The following is an 18,411-nucleotide window of genomic DNA, read 5'->3' as shown; positions in this document are numbered from 1 at the left end:
GATCGTTGAGGTTGAGGGGGCGCGTTTGCCGGCCTGTTCGAGGTGGTAGGCGATGGTTTCGGGCCCGGCGTCGAGTCTGTGCCGGGTGAGTTGTTTGCGGATGCTGATGATTTCGTTGCGTAGTGCTTCCGGGACGGCGTGCGGGTGGGTGTGAGGGGCGCGTGATTTCGGTGCGATTGCCTCGGCGCCGCCTGCGTCGTAGGCGTTGAGGATCTGGTGGACGCGTTGCCGTGAGATGCCGAAGCGTTTGGCGACGCTGGTGGGTGTGCCGCCTTGATCTCTGACGGCTCTGACGATAGCGAGGTTGCGGTTGGGGCTGTTCATAGTGTCAAACATGTCCCGACTCACCAGTCAAACATCACCGACACGACTGAGGTAACCCTAAGTGTCAACAATGACGCGACTGACCTGTCAAGGATCACAACGCCTTCCGCAGGCACACCCCGTCAAATATGTCGTGACCTCTGACACCGTCATTCCCTCCACACAAGACACCGGTTCCGGTTGCGGGGCCGGTGTTTTTGTGCCCTCAATGCGGACAGTTATTCAAGCACCGCTACAATGACTGTCCTGAACCGCACACGTTCTACGGATGTGGTTCATACCGTGCGGTTTTGCCGCAACGGGGCGTGGCGCAGCTTGGTAGCGCACCTGCTTTGGGAGCAGGGGGTCGCAGGTTCAAATCCTGTCGCCCCGACCAAGGCGGGCCCGTGGATTCACGGGCCCGCCACATATAGACATCTGACAAACGTTGTTTCGATCTAGTACAGGAGAAATCCGTGAAGACTTCCGTCGACAAGCTCAGCGACACCCGCGTGAAGCTCAACGTCAGCGTGCCGTTCGACGAGCTGGGCAAGGAAATTGACCAGGCTTACAAGGCCATCGCCCAGCAGGTCAACATCCCGGGCTTCCGTCGTGGCAAGGCTCCGCGCCAGCTCATCGACGCTCGCTTCGGCCGCGGCCCGATCCTGGAGCAGGTTGTCAACGACATGCTGCCGACCCGCTACGAGCAGGCACTTGCGGAAAACGAGATTAACCCGCTGGGCCAGCCGGAGATCGAGGTCACCAAGATCGAGGACAACGACGTTGTCGAATTCACCGCTGAGGTCGATGTCCGCCCTGAGATCGAGGTGCCGGACTTCTCCAAGATTTCCGTGAAGGTCCCGGAGCTCAAGCTTGACGACGAAGCGGTCGACGCCGAGCTGGACACCCTCCGTGAGCGCTTTGGTGAGCTCAAGGACACCAAGCGCAAGCTGAAGACCGACGACTACGCGATCATCGACCTCGAAGCGACCGTCGACGGCGAGAAGCTCGACGATGCTTCCGCCGAGGGCCTGACCTACCGCGTCGGCGCCGACGACCTGATGAAGGGCCTGGACACCGCGCTGCGCGGCATGAAGACCGACGAGGACAACGAGTTCGAGTCCGAGATCAAGTACGGCGAGCACAAGGGCGAGAAGGCGACCGTGAAGGTCCACGTCCAGCAGACCAAGGAGCGCAAGCTTCCGGAACTTGACGACGACTTCGCTCAGATGGCGTCCGAGTTCGACACCGTCGAGGAGCTGCGCAACTCCACCCGTGAGCAGGTCGAGGAGAACGCCAAGGCGAAGCAGGCCGCGGACATCCGCGACGAGGTGCTCAAGGCTGCCCTGGCGGAGTCCGAGTTTGCCCTGCCGGAGTCCGTGGTGGACGAGCAGGTGCACAACCAGCTGCACCAGCTGCTGGGCCAGATGGCACACGACGAGAACGCGTTCGCCCAGCTGCTCGAGGCGCAGGGCACGACCCGCGAGGAGTTTGACAAGCAGTCCCGCGAGCAGGCCGAAGAGTCCGTGCGCACCCAGCTGTTCCTCGACGCCGTGGCCGAGCAGGAGCAGCCGGAGGTCTCCCAGCAGGAGCTGACCGACCACATCCTGTTCACCGCACAGTCCTACGGCATGGACCCGAACCAGTTCGTGGCCCAGCTGCAGCAGTCCGGCCAGATTGCCAACCTGTTCTCCGACGTGCGCCGTGGCAAGGCCCTGGCCATCGCCATCTCCCGCACCCAGGTCGAGGACGAGGCCGGCAACAAGGTCGACCCGAACGAGTACTTCGGCGAGATCGACGAGGACGAGGCCGGCGAGGCTGAGACCACCGAGGCTGACGAGAAGTAGAAACTTCTCCCGCTAGCGAGCGGCCGGGGCGCGTCTGCCCCGGCCGCTTTTTCGTTTTCTGAGGCCCTTCGCCAGATTTGTTCACTCCCACGGACCGTGCCGGTGAATGAATTCCGTTTTAGTCGGATGGTTTGTTCACTTTCCCCAGGTGGCAAAAGCCCGGAACCCGGTTGATTCACGGCGCAGTGAACAAATCTCCCCGCGGAACCCCACCCCGACACTTCGCGGCGGAATTTGTCAGGCGGGCCTCAAACGCCCAGTTCGGCACAAATGGCTGCCGGAATCTGTCAGGAATCGGCAACTTCCACTCCAACCCCCACCCCAAAACCCGGCCCGTACGCCGGTAGCGAACAGGCTCGGAGTTACAGAATCACCCGAGTAGGGTAGTGGCGTTACCGGATGAACTAGCAAAGGAGCGTCTTACATGACTTCCCCGACCCAAGGCATGAACCTGGGAGACTCCGTTTATGAGCGTCTCCTCCGGGAGCGCATTATTTTCCTGGGCCAGCAGGTGGACGATGAGATCGCCAATAAGCTGTGCGCCCAGATTCTGCTGCTGTCGGCGGAGGATCCGACGCGCGATATCAACCTGTACATCAACTCGCCAGGCGGCTCTGTCACCGCTGGTATGGCGATTTACGACACGATGAAGTACTCCCCGTGCGACATCGCCACCTACGGCATGGGCCTGGCGGCGTCGATGGGCCAGTTCCTGCTCTCGGGCGGCACGAAGGGCAAGCGTTACGCCCTGCCGCACGCGCGCATTATGATGCACCAGCCGTCCGCAGGTGTCGGCGGCACCGCGGCCGACATCGCTATTCAGGCGGAGCAGTTCGCGGAGACGAAGCGCGAGATGGCGCAGCTCATCGCGGAGCACACGGGTCAGACCTTCGAGCAGATTACGAAGGATTCGGACCGCGACCGCTGGTTCAACGCCCAGCAGGCGAAGGAGTACGGCATCGTGGACCACGTCATCGAGAACGCAGCCCAGGCCGGCGAGCACTCCATCGGCGAGAACTAAGGCACACGAGGAATTAAGGAGACACCTATTATGACTTTCCAGATGCCCAACTCCCGCTACGTGCTGCCGCAGTTCCTGGAGGAAACGAGCTTTGGCACGAAGCAGATCGACCCGTACGGCAAGTTGTTCGAGGAGCGCATCGTCTTCCTGGGTACTCAGGTGGACGACACGTCGGCGAACGACATTATGGCGCAGCTTCTGGTGCTGGAGTCCCAGGATCCGGATCGCGACATCACGATGTACATCAACTCCCCGGGCGGTTCCTTCACCGCGCTGATGGCTATCTACGACACGATGCAGTACGTCCGCCCGGACGTGCAGACTGTCTGCCTCGGCCAGGCCGCGTCGGCCGCCGCGGTGATCCTCGCTGCCGGTGCGCCGGGTAAGCGCGCCGCGCTGCCGAATTCGCGTGTGCTGATCCACCAGCCGGCTACCCAGGGCACCCAGGGCCAGGTGTCTGATCTGGAGATTCAGGCCGCGGAGATTGAGCGCATGCGCCGCCTCATGGAGGACACGCTCGCGCACCACACCGGCCGCACCTCCGAGCAGGTCCGCATTGATACCGACCGCGATAAGATCCTGACCGCTTCTGAGGCTGTGGATTACGGCATCATCGACCAGGTCTTTGATTACCGCAAGCTCAACGGCTAAAAGCACATGAAAAACGCGCCCGGTTCGCTCCGGGCGCGTTTTGCTTTGCGACGAAACCTTCGGCTACTCCGCTTTATCCCCGGATGCCGGGTCGCAGAATGCCACGGCGTTGCGGATGGCCTCCGGCGCGGCTTCGAAGTCCTCGCGTGCCCAGCAGATATCGCCGTCGTCGGTGGTGGTCGGGTCGACGGAGACCCACCCCTGGCCTTTGGCTGCCCAGTAGTAGTCCTGGCCGTCGGAGGTGACGGTGCGGGCCCATTCGCGGTCGCAGAACGTGCTGTATTCCTGGCTTCCGTTGGCCTCACCCTGGGTGGGCCAGGCGCAGGTGGCGCCCGGGCGGTCGTCGATGATGGTTTCGCGCACCGGTGCTGGCTCGCGCGCCTCGTTATTGGAGTTGTTCGAGCTGCGGGACTCGGAGCGCTTCGAGCTGGATTTTGTGGACGTGCGCGTGGACGACTTGGTGGACGAGCTTGTCGAGGACTTCTTGGTGGTGGAGGAGGAAGAGGTGGTCGTCTCCTCATCGTCCTCATCGTCGTCGGACTTGGTGGTCGTCGGCGTTGGGGTGGGGGTGATGCTGGTCTGTGGGAAGTCCAGCACGGGTTCCGCCAGGGGTTCTACGTCCGCGTTTGAGTCCGAGCAACCGGCCAGCAGCGACGCGGCGAGGGCGGCTGCGGCAAAGGCAGAGAAAGTGCGGCTGCGATTCACGGATCGGTTCCTTTCGGGGTACGCGTTAGGTAGCGCACCGGTGGGCACGATTGTTTAACGTGTACAGGCTAGCGGATGAGAATACGGGAAACCGCGTCATGGCCCCTTTGTGGCGTGAAAGCTATGGTTTGACGCAACGATTACACTCGGTTGGGATTGACCGAAGACGGGAGTAGATAGGCGCATATGGCAACTACGCACGACAGCGCGAACCTGCTCAAGTGCTCTTTTTGCGGGAAGAGCCAGCAGCAGGTGCGCAAGCTCATCGCCGGCGGCGGCGTCTACATCTGCGACGAGTGCATCGAGCTGTGCAACGAGATCATCGAGGAGGAGCTCGCCGGCGCGCAGAACAATAAGGGCGCGGACGACCCGGACCGTCTGCCGCGCCCGAGCGAGATCACGGCGTTTTTGGACGAGTACGTCATTGGCCAAGACACCGCGAAGCGGACGCTCGCGGTGGCGGTGTACAACCACTACAAGCGGATCAAGGCGGAAGGTTCCAATGTGTCCAGCCGCAAGCGGGACGAGGACGTGGAGATCGCCAAGTCCAACATCCTCCTGCTCGGCCCCACTGGCTCGGGCAAGACCTACCTGGCGCAAACGCTTGCGCGAATGCTGAATGTGCCGTTCGCCATCGCGGACGCCACCAGCCTCACCGAGGCGGGCTACGTGGGCGAGGACGTGGAGAATATCCTGCTGAAGCTTTTGCAGGCTGCGGATTTCGACGTCAACCGCGCGCAGCAGGGCATCATCTACGTTGACGAGGTGGATAAGATCTCGCGCAAGTCCGAGAACCCGTCCATTACCCGCGACGTCTCCGGTGAGGGTGTGCAGCAGGCGTTGCTGAAGATCCTGGAGGGCACCACCGCATCGGTGCCGCCGCAGGGCGGGCGCAAGCACCCGAACCAGGAGTTCATCCAGGTGGACACCACGAACATCCTGTTCATCGTCGCGGGCGCCTTTGCGGGGCTGGACAAGGTGGTCGCGGAGCGTGTGGGTAAGAAGGGCATCGGCTTCGGCGCGGAGATCGACTCGAAGGAGCAGCGCGACGAGGCGGACCTGCTCGCCCAGGTGCAGCCGGGCGATCTGGTGAAGTTCGGTCTGATCCCGGAGTTCATCGGCCGTCTGCCGATCCTCGCGCACGTGAACGACTTGGACCGCGATTCGATGAAGCGTGTGCTCACGGAGCCGAAGAACTCGCTGGTAAAGCAGTACCAACGCCTGTTTGCCATGGACGGCGCGGAGCTGACCGTCACTGACGGGGCGCTCGGTGTGATCGCCGATAAGGCGGCGGAGCGCAAGACGGGCGCGCGCGGCCTGCGCGCGATTATGGAGGAGCTGCTCGTTCCCATCATGTACGAGCTGCCGGACCGCGAGAACGTCGCGGAGGTTGTGGTCGATGAGGCTGCGGCCCTCGGCGAGGGGGAGCCGAAGTACATCGAGGCCGAGGAGAAGCAGTCAGCTTAGGAGCGCACCTTCGGCCCGTTAGACGATCCGGCCTTCGTCGCCGTAGATGTCGAACAGTTCGTCCGGCTCCGCGTCCTCGGTAGGTGTCGGGGTGGCTTCGAGGTAGGACTCGTAGCCGGAGTACGAGATGTTTGAGGTCAAAAACGCCAGTACGGTGTCGATGACCATGCGGCGCATGCCGTCGACGTTGCGGCGGCTTTCGACGTCGACGCCGAAGACGTGTTTGGCGGTGGCGGCGTTGCCGACGCGGTAGAGGCACAGCGACGAGATTAGGGTGAGCAGGTCCACCGCGGTGATGCCGGGGCGGAACGCGCCGGCGTCCTGGCCGGCGAGCAGGAGCCGCTCGGCGTGGAGGGTGACGTCGCGCACGCCGGCGAGTGCCGAGGCGTCTTCGGCCGCTACAGCCGGGTCCAGGTTTTCCCGCAGGATCAGTTTCACGGCGTCGGGGTTGTGCAAAAAGGCGTGGTAGAGCGCGTCGACGAAGCGGCGCATCCCTTCTACCGGGACGGCGTGCGAGCGGTTGAGGATGTTTTCCGGCGGCGCGAGCTGTTCCAGTGCGAGGCGCAGCGCCGCGGCGTAGAGGCCGCGCTTGTCGCCGAAGTGGTAGTGGATCATCCGCTTGGTCATGCCGGTTTTCTTGGCCAGCGTTTCCACTTTCGCGCCGGTGTAGCCTTTGCGGGCGAATGCGGCCAGGGCGGCGCGGACCACGGCGTCAGGGGAGGTCACGTCGGCACCGTCGGTCACGTCCATCCCCTTTCGTTTGAAATACCCCTCAATCGTGCACCAGATGCCCACTCTCGGGCGTATAGCCGTGAAATTCCGCCCCGGCCGGGGGTAGATTATCTGTGAGTCAACGCACACGACGTACGAGAAGAGGAGAAAGACATATGGCAAAGATCGTGGTCACCGGTGCCGCCGGCAACATCGCCTACTCCCTGTTGTGGCGCATCGCCGCCGGCGACGTCTTCGGCGACGAGCCGGTGGATCTGACCCTGCTGGAGATCCCGGCCGCGGTGCGCGCCGCGGAGGGCACCGCGATGGAGCTTGCGGATTCCGCGCTGCCGCTGGTGGGCAACATCGAGGTCACCGACGATGCCGCCAAGGCCTTCGACGGGGCAGAGGCCGCCTTCTTAGTCGGCGCGAAGCCGCGCGGCAAGGGCGAGTCCCGCTCGGACATGCTCGTCGCCAACGGTCAGATCTTCAAGCGCCAGGGCGAGGCCATCAACAACGGCGCCGCCGACGGCATCCGCGTCCTCGTGGTGGGCAACCCGGCCAACACCAACGCCTATATCGCCTCGAAGGCGGCGCCGGACGTGCCGAAAGACCGCTTCAACGCGTTGATGCGCCTGGACCACAACCGGGCGCAGTCGATGTTGGCGGACCGGCTGCAGGTGCCGTCGAGAAGCATTGAGCGCCTCGTGGTGTGGGGCAACCACTCGGACACGCAGTTCCCGGACGTGACCTACGCCACCGCCGACGGCGCCCCGGTGGAGGTGGAGCGCGACTGGTACACCGAGGAGTTCATCCCGCGCGTGGCCAAGCGCGGCGCGGAGATCATCGAGGTGCGCGGCAAGTCCTCCGCGGCATCCGCGGCCTCGGCGTCGGTGGACCACATGCGCGACTGGGTGCAGGGCACCGATGGGCGGTGGGCGACGGTCGCGTTGCCGTCGACAGGCGAGTACGGCGTGGACGAGGGCCTCATGTTCGGCTTCCCGGCCGTAAGCGACGGCAGCTGGCGGGTCGTCGAGGGGCTCGAGCTTAACGACGACCAAAGGACCCGTCTCAACACCAACATCGAGGCCCTGCGGAAGGAAGCCGCCATCGCCGACAAGCTGTTTTAGGGCGCTGGTTAAGATAGGGCGCGTGACTGAGACGAACGATCTGAACCGCGCGAACCAACTGCCCAAGTCGTGGGAGCCCAGCGCCCACGAACGCGACCTGTACGAGGGCTGGGTCGACGCCGGGTATTTCACGGCGGATCCGCAGTCGGACAAGCCCGCGTACTCGATCGTGCTGCCGCCGCCGAACGTGACCGGCCAGCTGCACATGGGCCACGCGCTCGACCACACGCTGATGGATTCTTTGGTGCGCCGCAAGCGCATGCAGGGCTTCGAGGTGCTGTGGCTGCCGGGCATGGACCACGCCGGCATTGCCACCCAGACCAAGGTGGAGGCCAAGCTCAAGGCGGAAGAGGGCAAGGACCGCTACGACTACGGGCGCGAGGAGTTCATCGAGCGCGTCTGGGAGTGGAAGGAACAGTACGGCGGCACCATCACCACGCAGATGCGTGCCATCGGCGACTCGGTGGACTGGTCGCGCGAGCGCTTCACGCTTGACGACGGCCTGTCGCGCGCCGTGCAGACCATCTTCAAGCAGCTCTACGACCGCGGCCTGGTCTACCGCGACTACCGCCTGGTCAACTGGTCGCCGGTGCTGGAGACTGCCGTTTCCGACATCGAGGTGGTGTACAAGGATGTCGAGGGCGAGTTCGTCTCCATCCGCTACGGCTCGCTCAACGACGACGAGCCGCACCTGATCGTCGCCACCACTCGTGTGGAGACGATGCTTGGCGACGTCGCTATCGCCGTGCACCCGGAAGACGAGCGCTACGCGCACCTCATCGGCGAGGTCTTCGAGCACCCGCTGCGCGAGGATTTGAAGCTTGAGGTCATCGCGGACGATTACGTGGACATGGAGCTGGGCACGGGTGCGGTGAAGATCACCCCGGCGCACGACCCGAACGACTACGAGATGGGCCTGCGCCACAACTTGGACATGCCGATTGTCATGGACGAGAAGGGCCGCATCGCCGACACCGGCACCCGCTTCGACGGCATGACCCGCGAAGAGGCCCGCGTAGCCGTGCGCGAGGCGTTGGCGGAGCAGGGCCGCATTGTCAAGGAGGTGCGCCCGTACGTGCACTCCGTGGGTCACTCGGAGCGCTCCGGCGAGCCGATCGAGCCGCGGCTGTCGCTGCAGTGGTTTGTCAAGGTCGACGAGCTGGCGAAGATGTCCGGCGACGCCGTGCGCTCCGGCGACACTGTCATCCACCCGGAGTCCATGGAGAAGCGTTACTTCGACTGGGTGGACAACATGCACGACTGGACGATCTCGCGCCAGCTGTGGTGGGGCCACCGCATCCCGATCTGGTACGGCCAGGAGGACGAAAACGGCGAGCGCGACGTGGTCTGCGTCGGCCCCGACGAGCAGCCGCCGGCAGGCTACGAGCAGGACCCGGACGTGCTGGACACCTGGTTCTCGTCTGCCCTGTGGCCGTTTTCCACGATGGGCTGGCCGGAGAAGACCCCGGAGCTGGAGAAGTTCTTCCCCACGACCGTGCTGGTCACCGCCTACGACATCCTGTTCTTCTGGGTGGCGCGCATGATGATGTTCGGCACCTTCGCCGGCCAGGAAACTCCTGAGATCCTTGGGGCCGGAGCGGAGCGGAGGCCCCAAGTTCCGTTCGAGCACCTCTACCTGCACGGCCTGGTGCGCGACGAAAAGGGCCGCAAGATGTCCAAGTCCCTGGGCAACGGCATCGACCCGATGGACTGGGTGGAGCGCTACGGCGCGGACGCGCTGCGCTTCGCCCTGGCCCGCGGCGCGAACCCGGGCGTGGACCTGCCCATCGGCGAGGACCACGCAACCGCGGCCCGCAACTTCGCCACCAAGCTGTTCAACGCCACCAAGTTCGCGCTGATGAACGGCGCGCACGTGGATAAGTTGCCGGCCCGCGAGGCGCTCACGGACGCGGACCGCTGGATCCTGGACCGCGCCGAGGAAGTGCGCGCCAAGGTGGACGCCTACCTGGACGACTACCAGTTTGCCAAGGCCAACGAGGCGCTCTACCACTTCGCGTGGGACGAGCTGTGCGACTGGTACCTGGAGATCGCCAAGACGCAGATCCCCAGGGAGGGCGAGACCGAGCAGGGCGAAAACACCAAGATCGTCCTCGGCCGCGTGCTCGACGTCATGCTGCGCCTGCTGCACCCGACCATGCCGTTTGTCACCGAGGTGCTGTGGAAGGCGCTCACCGGCGAGGAAACCGTCACCACCGCGCCGTGGCCGACCGCGGACGACACCAACGGCGGCGCCGAGACTGACACTCAGGCGCGCACCCGCGTCGAGGACGCCATCAAGCTCATCACCGAGCTGCGCCGCTTCCGCTCCGACCAAGGGGTGAAGCCGTCACAGAAGGTGCCGGCCCGCGTCGACTTCGCGTCCGCGGACCTGGCGGAGCTGGAGGACGTGGTCCGCCAGATTGCCAGGGTGGAAAAGCCGGGGGAGGACTTTAGCGCGTCGGCAAGCATTGAAATGCGCCTGAGCAAGGCGAACCTCGACGTCGCGCTGGACACCTCCGGCACCGTCGACGTCGCCGCCGAGCGCAAGCGCCTGGAAAAGGAGCTTGCCGCGGCGCAAAAGGAGCTGGACACCACCGGCGCGAAGCTGGCCAATGAGCAGTTCCTGGCCAACGCGCCAGAGGCCGTGGTGGAAAAGATCAAGGTCCGCCAGCAGGTCGCGCAGGAAGAGTTCGAGCGCGTCACCGCACGCCTGGAACAGCTGCCGGAGGCCTAAGTGGCTAACGAAGAGTTTGAACTGCCCGAGCTTCCGGAGCAGTACGACATCCAGCAGACCGACGCCGGCCTGACGCTCAACCTCGGTGCGCCGGGGGAGAGCAACGAGACCGAAACGCTCGCCCCGCGCGGCGTGAGCGAAGAAGACCTAGCCGCGCTCGCGCAGGTGGAAGCCGAACTCACCGCCCGCTGGCCAGAGACGGACATCGACCCGTCGCTGGAGCGCATCGAACTGCTCATGGATTTCCTCGGTGAGCCGCAGAAGTCCTTCAAAGTCATCCACGTCGCCGGCACCAACGGCAAGACGTCCACGGTGCGGATGGTGGAGTCGCTGCTGCGCTCCTTTGGCAACCGGGTGGGCCGCACGACGAGTCCGCACCTGCAGTCCGTCACCGAGCGCATCGGCATCGACGGCGAGCCGATCCACCCGGCGGATTTCGTGCGCATCTACCGCGAGATCGAGCCGTACATCCAGATGGTGGACGAGCGCACCGGCGTGCCCATGAGCTACTTCGAGGTGATGGTCGGCCTCGCGTTCGCGGCGTTCGCGGATGCGCCTGTGGACGTCGCCGTGGTCGAAGTCGGTATGGGCGGGCGCTGGGACGCCACCAACGTGGTCGACGCCGACGTGGACGTGATCACGCCCGTCGGCCTGGACCACACCGACTACCTGGGCGAGACCCTCACCGAGATCGCGGGCGAAAAGGCCGGGATTATCCGCAGCGCGGACGCCGTGGCCGTGATCGGCCAGCAGGACCCGGACGCGATGCGCGTGATCTTGGAGCGCACCGTGGAGGTCGGCGCGCCGGTGGCGCGGTTCAGCCAGGAGTTCGGCGTGGCAGCCAGCGAGGTGGCCGTGGGCGGGCAGACGCTCACGCTCAAGGGGCTGTCGGGCGAGTATGCGGACGTGTTCATCCCGTTGTCCGGCCCGCACCAGGCGCACAACGCATCGGTGGCGCTGGCGGCGGTGGAGGCGTTCCTCGGCGCGTCCGCCGAGCGCACGCTCGATGCCGATACCGTGCGCGAGGGGTTCGCCGCCACCACCTCGCCGGGCCGGTTGGAGCGCGTGCGCGCCACCCCCACGACGTTCATCGACGCCACCCACAACCCGCACGGCGCGCAGGCGCTCGCGGCAGCACTCGAGCGCGACTTCGACTTCACGCGCCTGATCGGCGTGCTCGGCATTTTGGGCGACAAAGACGACCGGGGCATCATGGAGGCGCTCGAGCCGGTGCTCACCGAGGTCGTGATCACGCAGAACACCTCTCCGCGCGCCACGGACGCCTACGAGCTGGCGGAAACCGCCCGCGAGGTGTTCGGCGACGAGCGCGTGCACGTCGAGGAGCACTTGCCGTCCGCCTACGAGCTCGCCGTGGAGCTGGCGGAGGAGGCGCTCGCCGAGGTGGGCGTGCAGTCCGGCTCCGGCGTGCTCATCACCGGCTCGGTGGTCACCGCCGGCGAGGCCCGCGCGATGTTTGGAAAGGACCCGCAATGACACGCAGCAACCAGCAGATGGGCCCGCTCGGCCCCGGCAAGCAGCCGGTCAAAGACCCGATGTCGGGGCTGACCGGCGTGCTCTCCGGCACGCTGATCATGGAGGCCATCACGGTTCTGCTTATCCTCACCGTCATCCTCAAAGTCGACGGCGGCGAGCACTGGACCACTTTCAACTGGGTCTACATCACCGTGATCGGCCTGGCGCACGTGGTCATGGCGTTTTTCCAGAAGAAGCCGGCTGCGCTCTGGATCGACATTGCGCTGCAGATCCCGCTGATCTTCGGCTTCTTCATCCACTGGTCGGTCACGGCGGTGGGCATCATCTTCGGCATCGTGTGGTACTTCGTCATCCGCATGCGTTCGGAGATCGTCCAGCGTATGCGCGGCGGCTACCTCACCACCCAGCACTTGGGCACTTAGAGGGGCACTTAGAGGTCCTTGCGCAGGATCTTGCCGGCGGCGTTGCGAGGGATCGCGTCCACGAACGCCACGGCGCGCACCTTTTTGTAGGCGGTCACGCGCGCCGCCACCCAGTCCATCACTTGGGCCTCGTCTAGGGGCCCATGCTTGACGACGAAAGCCTTCGGTACCCCGCCGCGCTCGGCAACAGCCACGTCGCTGATCTGCGGGTGCGTCAGCAGCAGTGCCTCGAGTTCGGCCGGGGCGATCTGGAACCCGTGGTACTTGAACACGTCCTTGGCGCGGTCCACGACCGTGACGGTCTCGTCCGGGTTCACCCGCGCGATGTCGCCGGTGCGCAGCCAGCCGTCCACGATGGCGTTGCGGGTGGCCTCCGGGTTGCCCAGGTAGCCGCGCATGATCTGGGGGCCGCGGACCTGCAGCTCGCCGTTGGCGCCGTCGGGCAGCTCCGCGCCGGTATCCGAGTCCACCACGCGGAACTCAGTGTTGGGGATGGCGTACCCGATGGTGCCCGGATTGGATTTTCCGGCGATGCCGACGTGCGTCACAGGCGAGGATTCGGTGGTGCCGTAGCCCTGCAGCATGACAATGCCGAGGCGGTCCTCGACCCGGCGAGCCAGCGCCTCGTCTAAGGGCGCGGCGCCGCAAACCATGTGGGCGCAGGCGGCGAAATCAGCCGGGCCGATAGCGGGGGAGTTCGCCAGCGCCAGCGCGATCGGCGGGGCGATGAAGCTGAGCTCGATGGAGTGCACGCGGTGGGCGCGCGCGAACTCGGCGAGGTCGAAGCGCGCGGCGGTGAACACGTGCCGGCCCGCGGCAAGCGAGGACAGCAGCAGCGTGTTCAATCCGTAGATGTGGGAAAACGGCAGGGGAGCGGCCACGCGGGTGCCCTCGCCGATGCCGCTGGCGGATAGCGCCGCGTTGAACTGCACCGCGTTGGCGGTAATCGAGCGGTGGGTCAACTCCACGCCTTTGGGCAGCCCGGTGGTGCCGGAGGAAAACGGGATGACCGCCACCGAGCCCGGGTCCGCCGGAGCAAAAGCGTCGGCGGGGCCGGGGGCGAGATCGCCCGGCTCGATTCGGTCGGTGACGCCGGCGAGGGCGGAAAGGCGCGACGCTTCGGCGTCGATAAGCGAATGCCCGATCAGGCACGCCGTCGCACCCGTGCGCGAGACGGCGAGCAGCGCGGCCACGAAGTCGATGGAGTTGGGCAGCCGCAGCTCAACCACACTGCCCGGGCCCACGCCGCGGTTGCGCAGGCGGGTGGCGGCCGCGTCCGCTACCGCCCACAGCTCGTCGTAGGTGACGGTGCGGCCTGTGTCGTACTCCGTGATGGCGGGCAGCTCCCCGCGCGGAACCAGGCGGTCGAGCGCGGTGTTCGGCAGCGCGACATCTGGCAGGAAAGAGCTGTGCACCATGGGCAACAAGGCTACGGTATGGCCCATGCGCATCGTGAGTTTCGCCCTAGCCGCCGTGTTTTCCATCGTCGCTGTGGTGACCGTGTACACAACCCTGCCCGGGTGGGTGGGCACCGCGGCGATCGTCGCCGCCGGGCTGTTTTTGGTGCTCGGGTTCTACGAGCAGTACAAGCTTCGGGAAGATGTCGCGCCCGAGCTTGACGACGAACAACGCGCTACCGTCCAGCGCATGAAAGCCGAGGGCAACTTCCAGCTTGCGGTGCAGCAGGTGCAGCTGTGGTTCCGGGGCGCCACCGCGGAGGACGCAGCGCGCCTCGTACGGGAGGCGTAAATACGACTTTGGGGTAAGATTTTGGGCTATGACTGAACGTACTCTGATCCTGATCAAGCCCGACGGTGTTGCAAACGGCCACGTCGGCGACATCATCTCCCGCATCGAGCGCAAGGGCCTGAAGCTTGTGGAGCTGGACCTGCGCACCGCAGACCGCGAAACCGCTGAGAAGCACTACGCCGAGCACAAGGACAAGCCGTTCTTCGGTGAGCTGGTGGACTTCATCACCTCCGCTCCGCTGGTCGCCGGCATCGTCGAGGGTGAGCGCGCCATCGAGGCGTGGCGCCAGCTGGCCGGCGGCACCGACCCGGTTGCCAAGGCCACCCCGGGCACCATCCGCGGCGACTTCGCACTGTCCGTGGCGGAAAACGTTGTCCACGGCTCCGACTCGCCGGAGTCCGCTGAGCGCGAGATCGGCATCTGGTTCCCGAACCTCTAAGCGCACGTCGTCACGCACACCGCAGCCGCCACGGCTGCGGTGTTTTTCACGTCTAGGGCGGGGGAATTTCAGTCGCGACGGGCCACTTGTTGTATAAATAGAGTCGCATGTAATCCGCATAGTGAGAAAGGTGAACCGTGGTGGCATCTCGCAGCGAGCAGGCACGGGCGGTGGAGAAACGCTCTGCGATCCTGGATGCGGCGATTGACCTGTTGCTTGCGGAGGGGCTCAAGGGGCTGACGCACCGGCAGGTCGCGGCGGCGGCATCGGTGCCGGTGGGATCCATCGGGTACTACTACTCCACACGCGACAAGCTGGTGGCCACCTGCTTCGAGCAACTGGTGCAGGGCCGTCTCGAGGCGATGGAGCGCGCGAAGGGCGCAGAGGTCGAACTTTCAGACCCGGTGCAGCTGGCCGAGGCGGTCGTCGACGTTGTGGCGTGCGGGCAGACGCCGCGCGCGAGTGCGGTGGTCGCCGCGTTCATCGAGGCCCAGCGCGAAACAGGCAAAGTCGGCGACTACGTCCGCCAATCCACGGACGAGCTCAAAGATCTCATCGCGGCGCTTTTGCAACGCGCCGGTGTGGATTTCAACGCCGCGCGGGTGCTGCAGATCGTGGTCGGCACCGCGCTGACTGAACGCCACGAGAACGCCCCCGTTGCGGCGGTGGCCGACCTTCTGCGACTGGCCGAGAAGTAATCCTTGCCCCGCACCCCAGGTATCGCTGTGCCACAATGGTAAGCGCAAGCGTCGCCTGGCGGCGCTAGGAAACTTTCACATGTACCGCACCGTGGGGTTCGCCGTGCGGCCGCTTCGGCAACGTTTTGCCAGCGCCCGGCCCACCCCTGCCGGGTTGCGGCTGAGCAAAATTGGAGAGTGACGCACATTGGCTGGTCACAAGGCATCCGAAGAGAATATTTACGCCGCGTTCGACCGTTCCCAGCTGGCGGAGAAAACCCGCGTTTTCACGTTGGCTAAAGCGCTGGGCGTGCCGTCGAAGGAGCTCGTGGTCGCGCTGTCGGAGCTCGGCGTGGTCAAAGTTGCGCAGTCGACGCTGACGCGCGCTGAAAGCGAGCAGCTTCTCGACGCACTCGCGAACACCGCCGCCGCCACCACAGGTGACGATGAGACCGCAGACGACGCCGCGGACGAGAAGATCCGCCAGCGCGTGCGCAAGGACGTGGAAAACGAGATCCACCAGATCGAGGAAAAGGTCGAGGCGGACCTGCGCGACAACCCGCTGACCGACGTCGAGCCGGAGATCACCCCCGTGCCGGAGGAGACCCCCAACCGCGCCCCCGTCTTCAAGGCCCCGGAGCGAAAGCGCCGCCGCGCCACCCGCGCCGCGGCGCCGAGCGAGGAGAAGGAGCCCGAGCCTATCGACGAGGCTTCGCCGGAGGACGCGGATAAGCAAGAGCCCGAAGTGATTGAAGAGCCGAAGGCGATCAAGGGCTCATCCCGTTTGGAAGCGCAGCGCCGCCGCCGCACAGAGAAGCGCGAAGAGCAGCGCAAACGCTCCCGCATTGTCAGCCAGGCCGAGTTCTTGGCGCGCCGCGAGTCCGTCGAGCGCCACATGGTGGTGCGCGAGCGTGACCGCCACGACGGCCACGGCAAGATTACCCAGGTGGGCGTGCTCGAGGATGGGCTGCTGGTGGAGCACTTCGTCACCGCCGAGAGCCAGTCCTCCATGATCGGCAACATCTACTTGGGGCGCGTGCAGAACGTGCTGTCCAGCATGGAGGCCGCGTTCATCGACATCGGGCAGGGCCGCAACGGCGTGCTCTACGCCTCCGAGGTGGACTGGAAGGCCGCCGGTTTGGGTGGGCGCTCTCGCCGCATCGAGCAGGCCCTCAAGTCCGGCGACCAGGTGCTGGTGCAGGTGACCAAGGACCCCGTCGGCCACAAAGGTGCGCGCCTGACCACCCAGATCTCGCTGGCCGGGCGCTACCTGGTGTACGTGCCGGGCGGGCGCAGCGCGGGCATTTCCCGCAAGCTGCCGGCGCCGGAGCGTAAGCGCCTGAAAGAAATCCTGAATAACGTCGTGCCCGGCAAGGGCGGGGCGATCATCCGTACCGCCGCCGAAAATGTGCCGGAAGAGGCCATCGCGGCCGACGTGAACCGGCTGCACAACCAGTGGACCGCGATCCAGGAGCAGGCGGAAAAGGAGAAAAACTCCAAGGGCGCGAAACCGGTGACCCTCTACGAGGAGCCGAACATCCTGGTCAAGGTTGTGCGCGACCTGTTCAACGAGGACTTCACCTCGCTCATCGTGGACGGTCGCAAGCCGTGGAACACCGTCCACGCCTACGTGCAGTCCGTCGCCCCGGACCTGTTGGATCGGCTGGAAAAGTTCGACCGCTCCAGCCACGACGGCAAGGACGCCTTCGAGGTCCACCGCATCGACGAGCAGCTGCAAAAGGCGCTGTCGCGCACCGTGTGGCTGCCTTCGGGTGGCACCCTGGTCATCGACCGCACCGAGGCCATGACCGTCATCGACGTCAACACCGGCAAGTTCACCGGCTCCGGCGGCTCGCTGGAAGAGACGGTCACCTCCAACAACTTGGAGGCGGCCGAGGAGATCGTGCGCCAGATCCGCCTGCGCGACATCGGCGGCATGATCATCATCGACTTCATTGACATGATCCTCCCCGAAAACCAGGAGCTCGTGCTGCGCCGCCTTAACGAGGCGCTCGGCCGCGACCGCACCCGCCACCAGGTCTCCGAGGTCACCTCCCTGGGCCTGGTGCAGATGACCCGAAAGCGCCTGGGCAACGGCCTGCTGGAGACGTTTTCCACCGAGTGCGAGTGCTGCGGCGGCCGCGGCATCATCGTCGCCGACGACCCCGTCGAGCACGACCCGTACTCCGAGCGCGGCCGCGACGAGCGCTCCAAGCGCCGTTCGCGTGACGACGAGCACCGCTCCTCCCGCGGCCGGAACAAGCCCGCCGACTCAGACGCCGAGACCACGCGCGGGGGCGAGCAGCCCTCGCGCGGGACGCGCCGTTCCAAGCGCAAGCACCTCAACGAAGACGAGATGGACAACTTGCTCAACTCGATCTTCAGCGACGACAGTAACGACAGCGGCGACAGCGAGGACGCAGCCGGCGACGGCAGCGACAACGACGCTTCCGAGGGGCGCCGCCGTTCCTCGCGCCGCAGGGGCCGCCGCGGGGGCAACCGCGGCCGCGGGCCCCAGTCAGACGCCCAAGGCAAGCAGGAAGAGAGCCGGGCAAACGGCAAGGACGCCCCGCAGCAGAGCTTCGAGGAAGCGGTGGAGGAGTTCGACAACTCGCCACGCCGCAAGCGGCGCACCCGCGGCAATTCCCGCTCCGACGTCCGCCCGCGCCGCGAGGACTACCAGGACACCGCCGCCGAGACTGCCCCGGACACCGAGAAAGATGAACCGGCAGCGAAGGCGAAGCCGGCGGCGGGCCGCCGGGGCCGCCGCCGCGCCGTGCGCAAGTCCAACGCCACAGCCAGCGCCACAACCAACGCAGCAGCCACGCAGCGCGACGCTGGATCTGGGGAGAAGGAGAAGTGTCGGGAGGCGGAGCGCCGTCGAGAAGCAAAGGCTTCCCCGCGGCGCGGACGCAGGCGCGCCACCCGCCGCAGCAGCTAACGCGGTTTGGTAAAGCGCATGGTGCCGGTGTAGTCTTGCCGAGTCGCTGTTTCGGGGCGTGCCGCCTCGTTGCCTACGCATGCGGGCACGGCAGGCCGCAATAGGCCCCGAAGCGCTAAA

General features: G+C 65.6%; 16 protein-coding genes and 1 tRNA gene. 13 read left to right on the top strand and 4 right to left on the bottom strand.

Translation table 11 applies throughout. The annotated features are described in order from the left end of the window. The coding region (locus NUW87_RS05250; protein ID WP_269027563.1) for a helix-turn-helix domain-containing protein at nt 1-324 on the bottom strand (324 nt) is incomplete at its 3' end. A 299-nt stretch (nt 325-623) separates the two neighbouring features. Between NUW87_RS05250 and NUW87_RS05245 the strand changes: the two genes are divergently transcribed. The 4 genes from NUW87_RS05245 (at nt 624) to NUW87_RS05230 (ending at nt 3,822) form a co-directional block, all read left to right on the top strand. Then, nucleotides 624-700 (top strand) — tRNA-Pro (locus NUW87_RS05245). A 79-nt stretch (nt 701-779) separates the two neighbouring features. After that, nucleotides 780-2,150 (top strand): trigger factor, encoded by a 1,371-nt coding sequence (tig, locus tag NUW87_RS05240; protein ID WP_269027562.1) that lies wholly within the window; start codon nt 780-782, stop codon nt 2,148-2,150. Nucleotides 2,151-2,574: 424 nt separating this feature from the next. Further along, complete coding sequence (locus NUW87_RS05235; protein ID WP_070473726.1) at nt 2,575-3,171, top strand: ATP-dependent Clp protease proteolytic subunit; 597 nt, start codon at nt 2,575-2,577, stop codon at nt 3,169-3,171. A 30-nt stretch (nt 3,172-3,201) separates the two neighbouring features. Beyond that, nucleotides 3,202-3,822 carry an ATP-dependent Clp protease proteolytic subunit gene (locus NUW87_RS05230; RefSeq protein ID WP_034998194.1) on the top strand — a complete coding sequence of 207 codons (621 nt, stop codon included), beginning with the start codon at nt 3,202-3,204 and terminating at the stop codon, nt 3,820-3,822. A gap of 63 nt (nt 3,823-3,885) precedes the next feature. Here NUW87_RS05230 and NUW87_RS05225 read toward each other — a convergent pair whose 3' ends face one another. Beyond that, nucleotides 3,886-4,527: a hypothetical protein gene (locus NUW87_RS05225; protein WP_269027560.1), complete on the bottom strand. Its 642-nt coding sequence runs from the start codon at nt 4,525-4,527 to the stop codon at nt 3,886-3,888. A 186-nt stretch (nt 4,528-4,713) separates the two neighbouring features. Between NUW87_RS05225 and clpX the strand changes: the two genes are divergently transcribed. Further along, the gene (clpX, locus tag NUW87_RS05220) at nt 4,714-5,994 is read left to right on the top strand and encodes an ATP-dependent Clp protease ATP-binding subunit ClpX (RefSeq protein WP_070473722.1); all 1,281 of its coding nucleotides are present in this window, start codon (nt 4,714-4,716) and stop codon (nt 5,992-5,994) included. 18 nt (nt 5,995-6,012) lie between these two features. Here the strand turns inward: clpX and NUW87_RS05215 are convergent, their stop codons facing one another. Continuing rightward, a complete protein-coding gene (locus tag NUW87_RS05215; protein WP_269027558.1) occupies nt 6,013-6,738 on the bottom strand; it encodes a TetR/AcrR family transcriptional regulator in 726 nt (241 codons plus the stop codon). Between the two features lie 143 nt (nt 6,739-6,881). Here NUW87_RS05215 and NUW87_RS05210 point away from each other — a divergent pair, with 143 nt between their 5' ends. The 4 genes from NUW87_RS05210 to NUW87_RS05195 are packed head-to-tail and all read left to right on the top strand — an operon-like array spanning nt 6,882 to nt 12,485. After that, complete coding sequence (locus NUW87_RS05210; protein ID WP_269027557.1) at nt 6,882-7,835, top strand: malate dehydrogenase; 954 nt, start codon at nt 6,882-6,884, stop codon at nt 7,833-7,835. Between the two features lie 22 nt (nt 7,836-7,857). Next, the gene (locus tag NUW87_RS05205) at nt 7,858-10,569 is read left to right on the top strand and encodes a valine--tRNA ligase (protein WP_269027556.1); all 2,712 of its coding nucleotides are present in this window, start codon (nt 7,858-7,860) and stop codon (nt 10,567-10,569) included. After that, a complete protein-coding gene (folC, locus tag NUW87_RS05200) occupies nt 10,570-12,063 on the top strand; it encodes a bifunctional tetrahydrofolate synthase/dihydrofolate synthase (RefSeq protein WP_336296912.1) in 1,494 nt (497 codons plus the stop codon). Next, on the top strand, nt 12,060-12,485 hold the full coding sequence (locus NUW87_RS05195) for a DUF4233 domain-containing protein (protein WP_269027555.1): 426 nt from the start codon (nt 12,060-12,062) through the stop codon (nt 12,483-12,485). The genes folC and NUW87_RS05195 overlap by 4 nt, the downstream gene beginning before the upstream one ends. 8 nt (nt 12,486-12,493) lie before the next feature. On the opposite strand, the gene NUW87_RS05190 is transcribed toward NUW87_RS05195, so the two are convergent. After that, nucleotides 12,494-13,903 carry an AMP-binding protein gene (locus NUW87_RS05190; protein ID WP_269027554.1) on the bottom strand — a complete coding sequence of 470 codons (1,410 nt, stop codon included), beginning with the start codon at nt 13,901-13,903 and terminating at the stop codon, nt 12,494-12,496. Between the two features lie 25 nt (nt 13,904-13,928). On the opposite strand from NUW87_RS05190, the gene NUW87_RS05185 reads away from it, so the two are divergent. The 4 genes from NUW87_RS05185 (at nt 13,929) to NUW87_RS05170 (ending at nt 18,291) form a co-directional block, all read left to right on the top strand. Continuing rightward, the gene (locus NUW87_RS05185) at nt 13,929-14,234 is read left to right on the top strand and encodes a hypothetical protein (RefSeq protein WP_269027553.1); all 306 of its coding nucleotides are present in this window, start codon (nt 13,929-13,931) and stop codon (nt 14,232-14,234) included. A gap of 28 nt (nt 14,235-14,262) precedes the next feature. Beyond that, a complete protein-coding gene (gene ndk, locus NUW87_RS05180) occupies nt 14,263-14,673 on the top strand; it encodes a nucleoside-diphosphate kinase (protein ID WP_034998207.1) in 411 nt (136 codons plus the stop codon). 140 nt (nt 14,674-14,813) lie between these two features. Continuing rightward, complete coding sequence (locus tag NUW87_RS05175; protein ID WP_239219367.1) at nt 14,814-15,371, top strand: TetR/AcrR family transcriptional regulator; 558 nt, start codon at nt 14,814-14,816, stop codon at nt 15,369-15,371. A gap of 187 nt (nt 15,372-15,558) precedes the next feature. Further along, nucleotides 15,559-18,291: a translation initiation factor IF-2 N-terminal domain-containing protein gene (locus tag NUW87_RS05170; protein ID WP_269027552.1), complete on the top strand. Its 2,733-nt coding sequence runs from the start codon at nt 15,559-15,561 to the stop codon at nt 18,289-18,291. Nucleotides 18,292-18,411 lie beyond the last annotated feature (120 nt).

Origin of the sequence: Corynebacterium pilbarense (assembly GCF_026930265.1) — a bacterium.
Lineage (GTDB): Bacteria > Actinomycetota > Actinomycetes > Mycobacteriales > Mycobacteriaceae > Corynebacterium > Corynebacterium pilbarense.
The sequence above is the reverse complement of the archived record's forward strand: the minus strand, read 5'-3'. Positions and strand labels throughout refer to the sequence as shown.

Coding starts and splice junctions, on each gene's coding strand:
- NUW87_RS05195 (WP_269027555.1), top strand. CDS start 12,060: ATGACACGCAGCAACCAGCAGATGGGCCCGCTCGGCCCCGGCAAGCAG.
- NUW87_RS05210 (WP_269027557.1), top strand. CDS start 6,882: ATGGCAAAGATCGTGGTCACCGGTGCCGCCGGCAACATCGCCTACTCC.
- NUW87_RS05185 (WP_269027553.1), top strand. CDS start 13,929: ATGCGCATCGTGAGTTTCGCCCTAGCCGCCGTGTTTTCCATCGTCGCT.
- NUW87_RS05230 (WP_034998194.1), top strand. CDS start 3,202: ATGACTTTCCAGATGCCCAACTCCCGCTACGTGCTGCCGCAGTTCCTG.
- ndk (WP_034998207.1), top strand. CDS start 14,263: ATGACTGAACGTACTCTGATCCTGATCAAGCCCGACGGTGTTGCAAAC.
- NUW87_RS05235 (WP_070473726.1), top strand. CDS start 2,575: ATGACTTCCCCGACCCAAGGCATGAACCTGGGAGACTCCGTTTATGAG.
- clpX (WP_070473722.1), top strand. CDS start 4,714: ATGGCAACTACGCACGACAGCGCGAACCTGCTCAAGTGCTCTTTTTGC.
- NUW87_RS05190 (WP_269027554.1), bottom strand. CDS start 13,903: ATGGTGCACAGCTCTTTCCTGCCAGATGTCGCGCTGCCGAACACCGCG.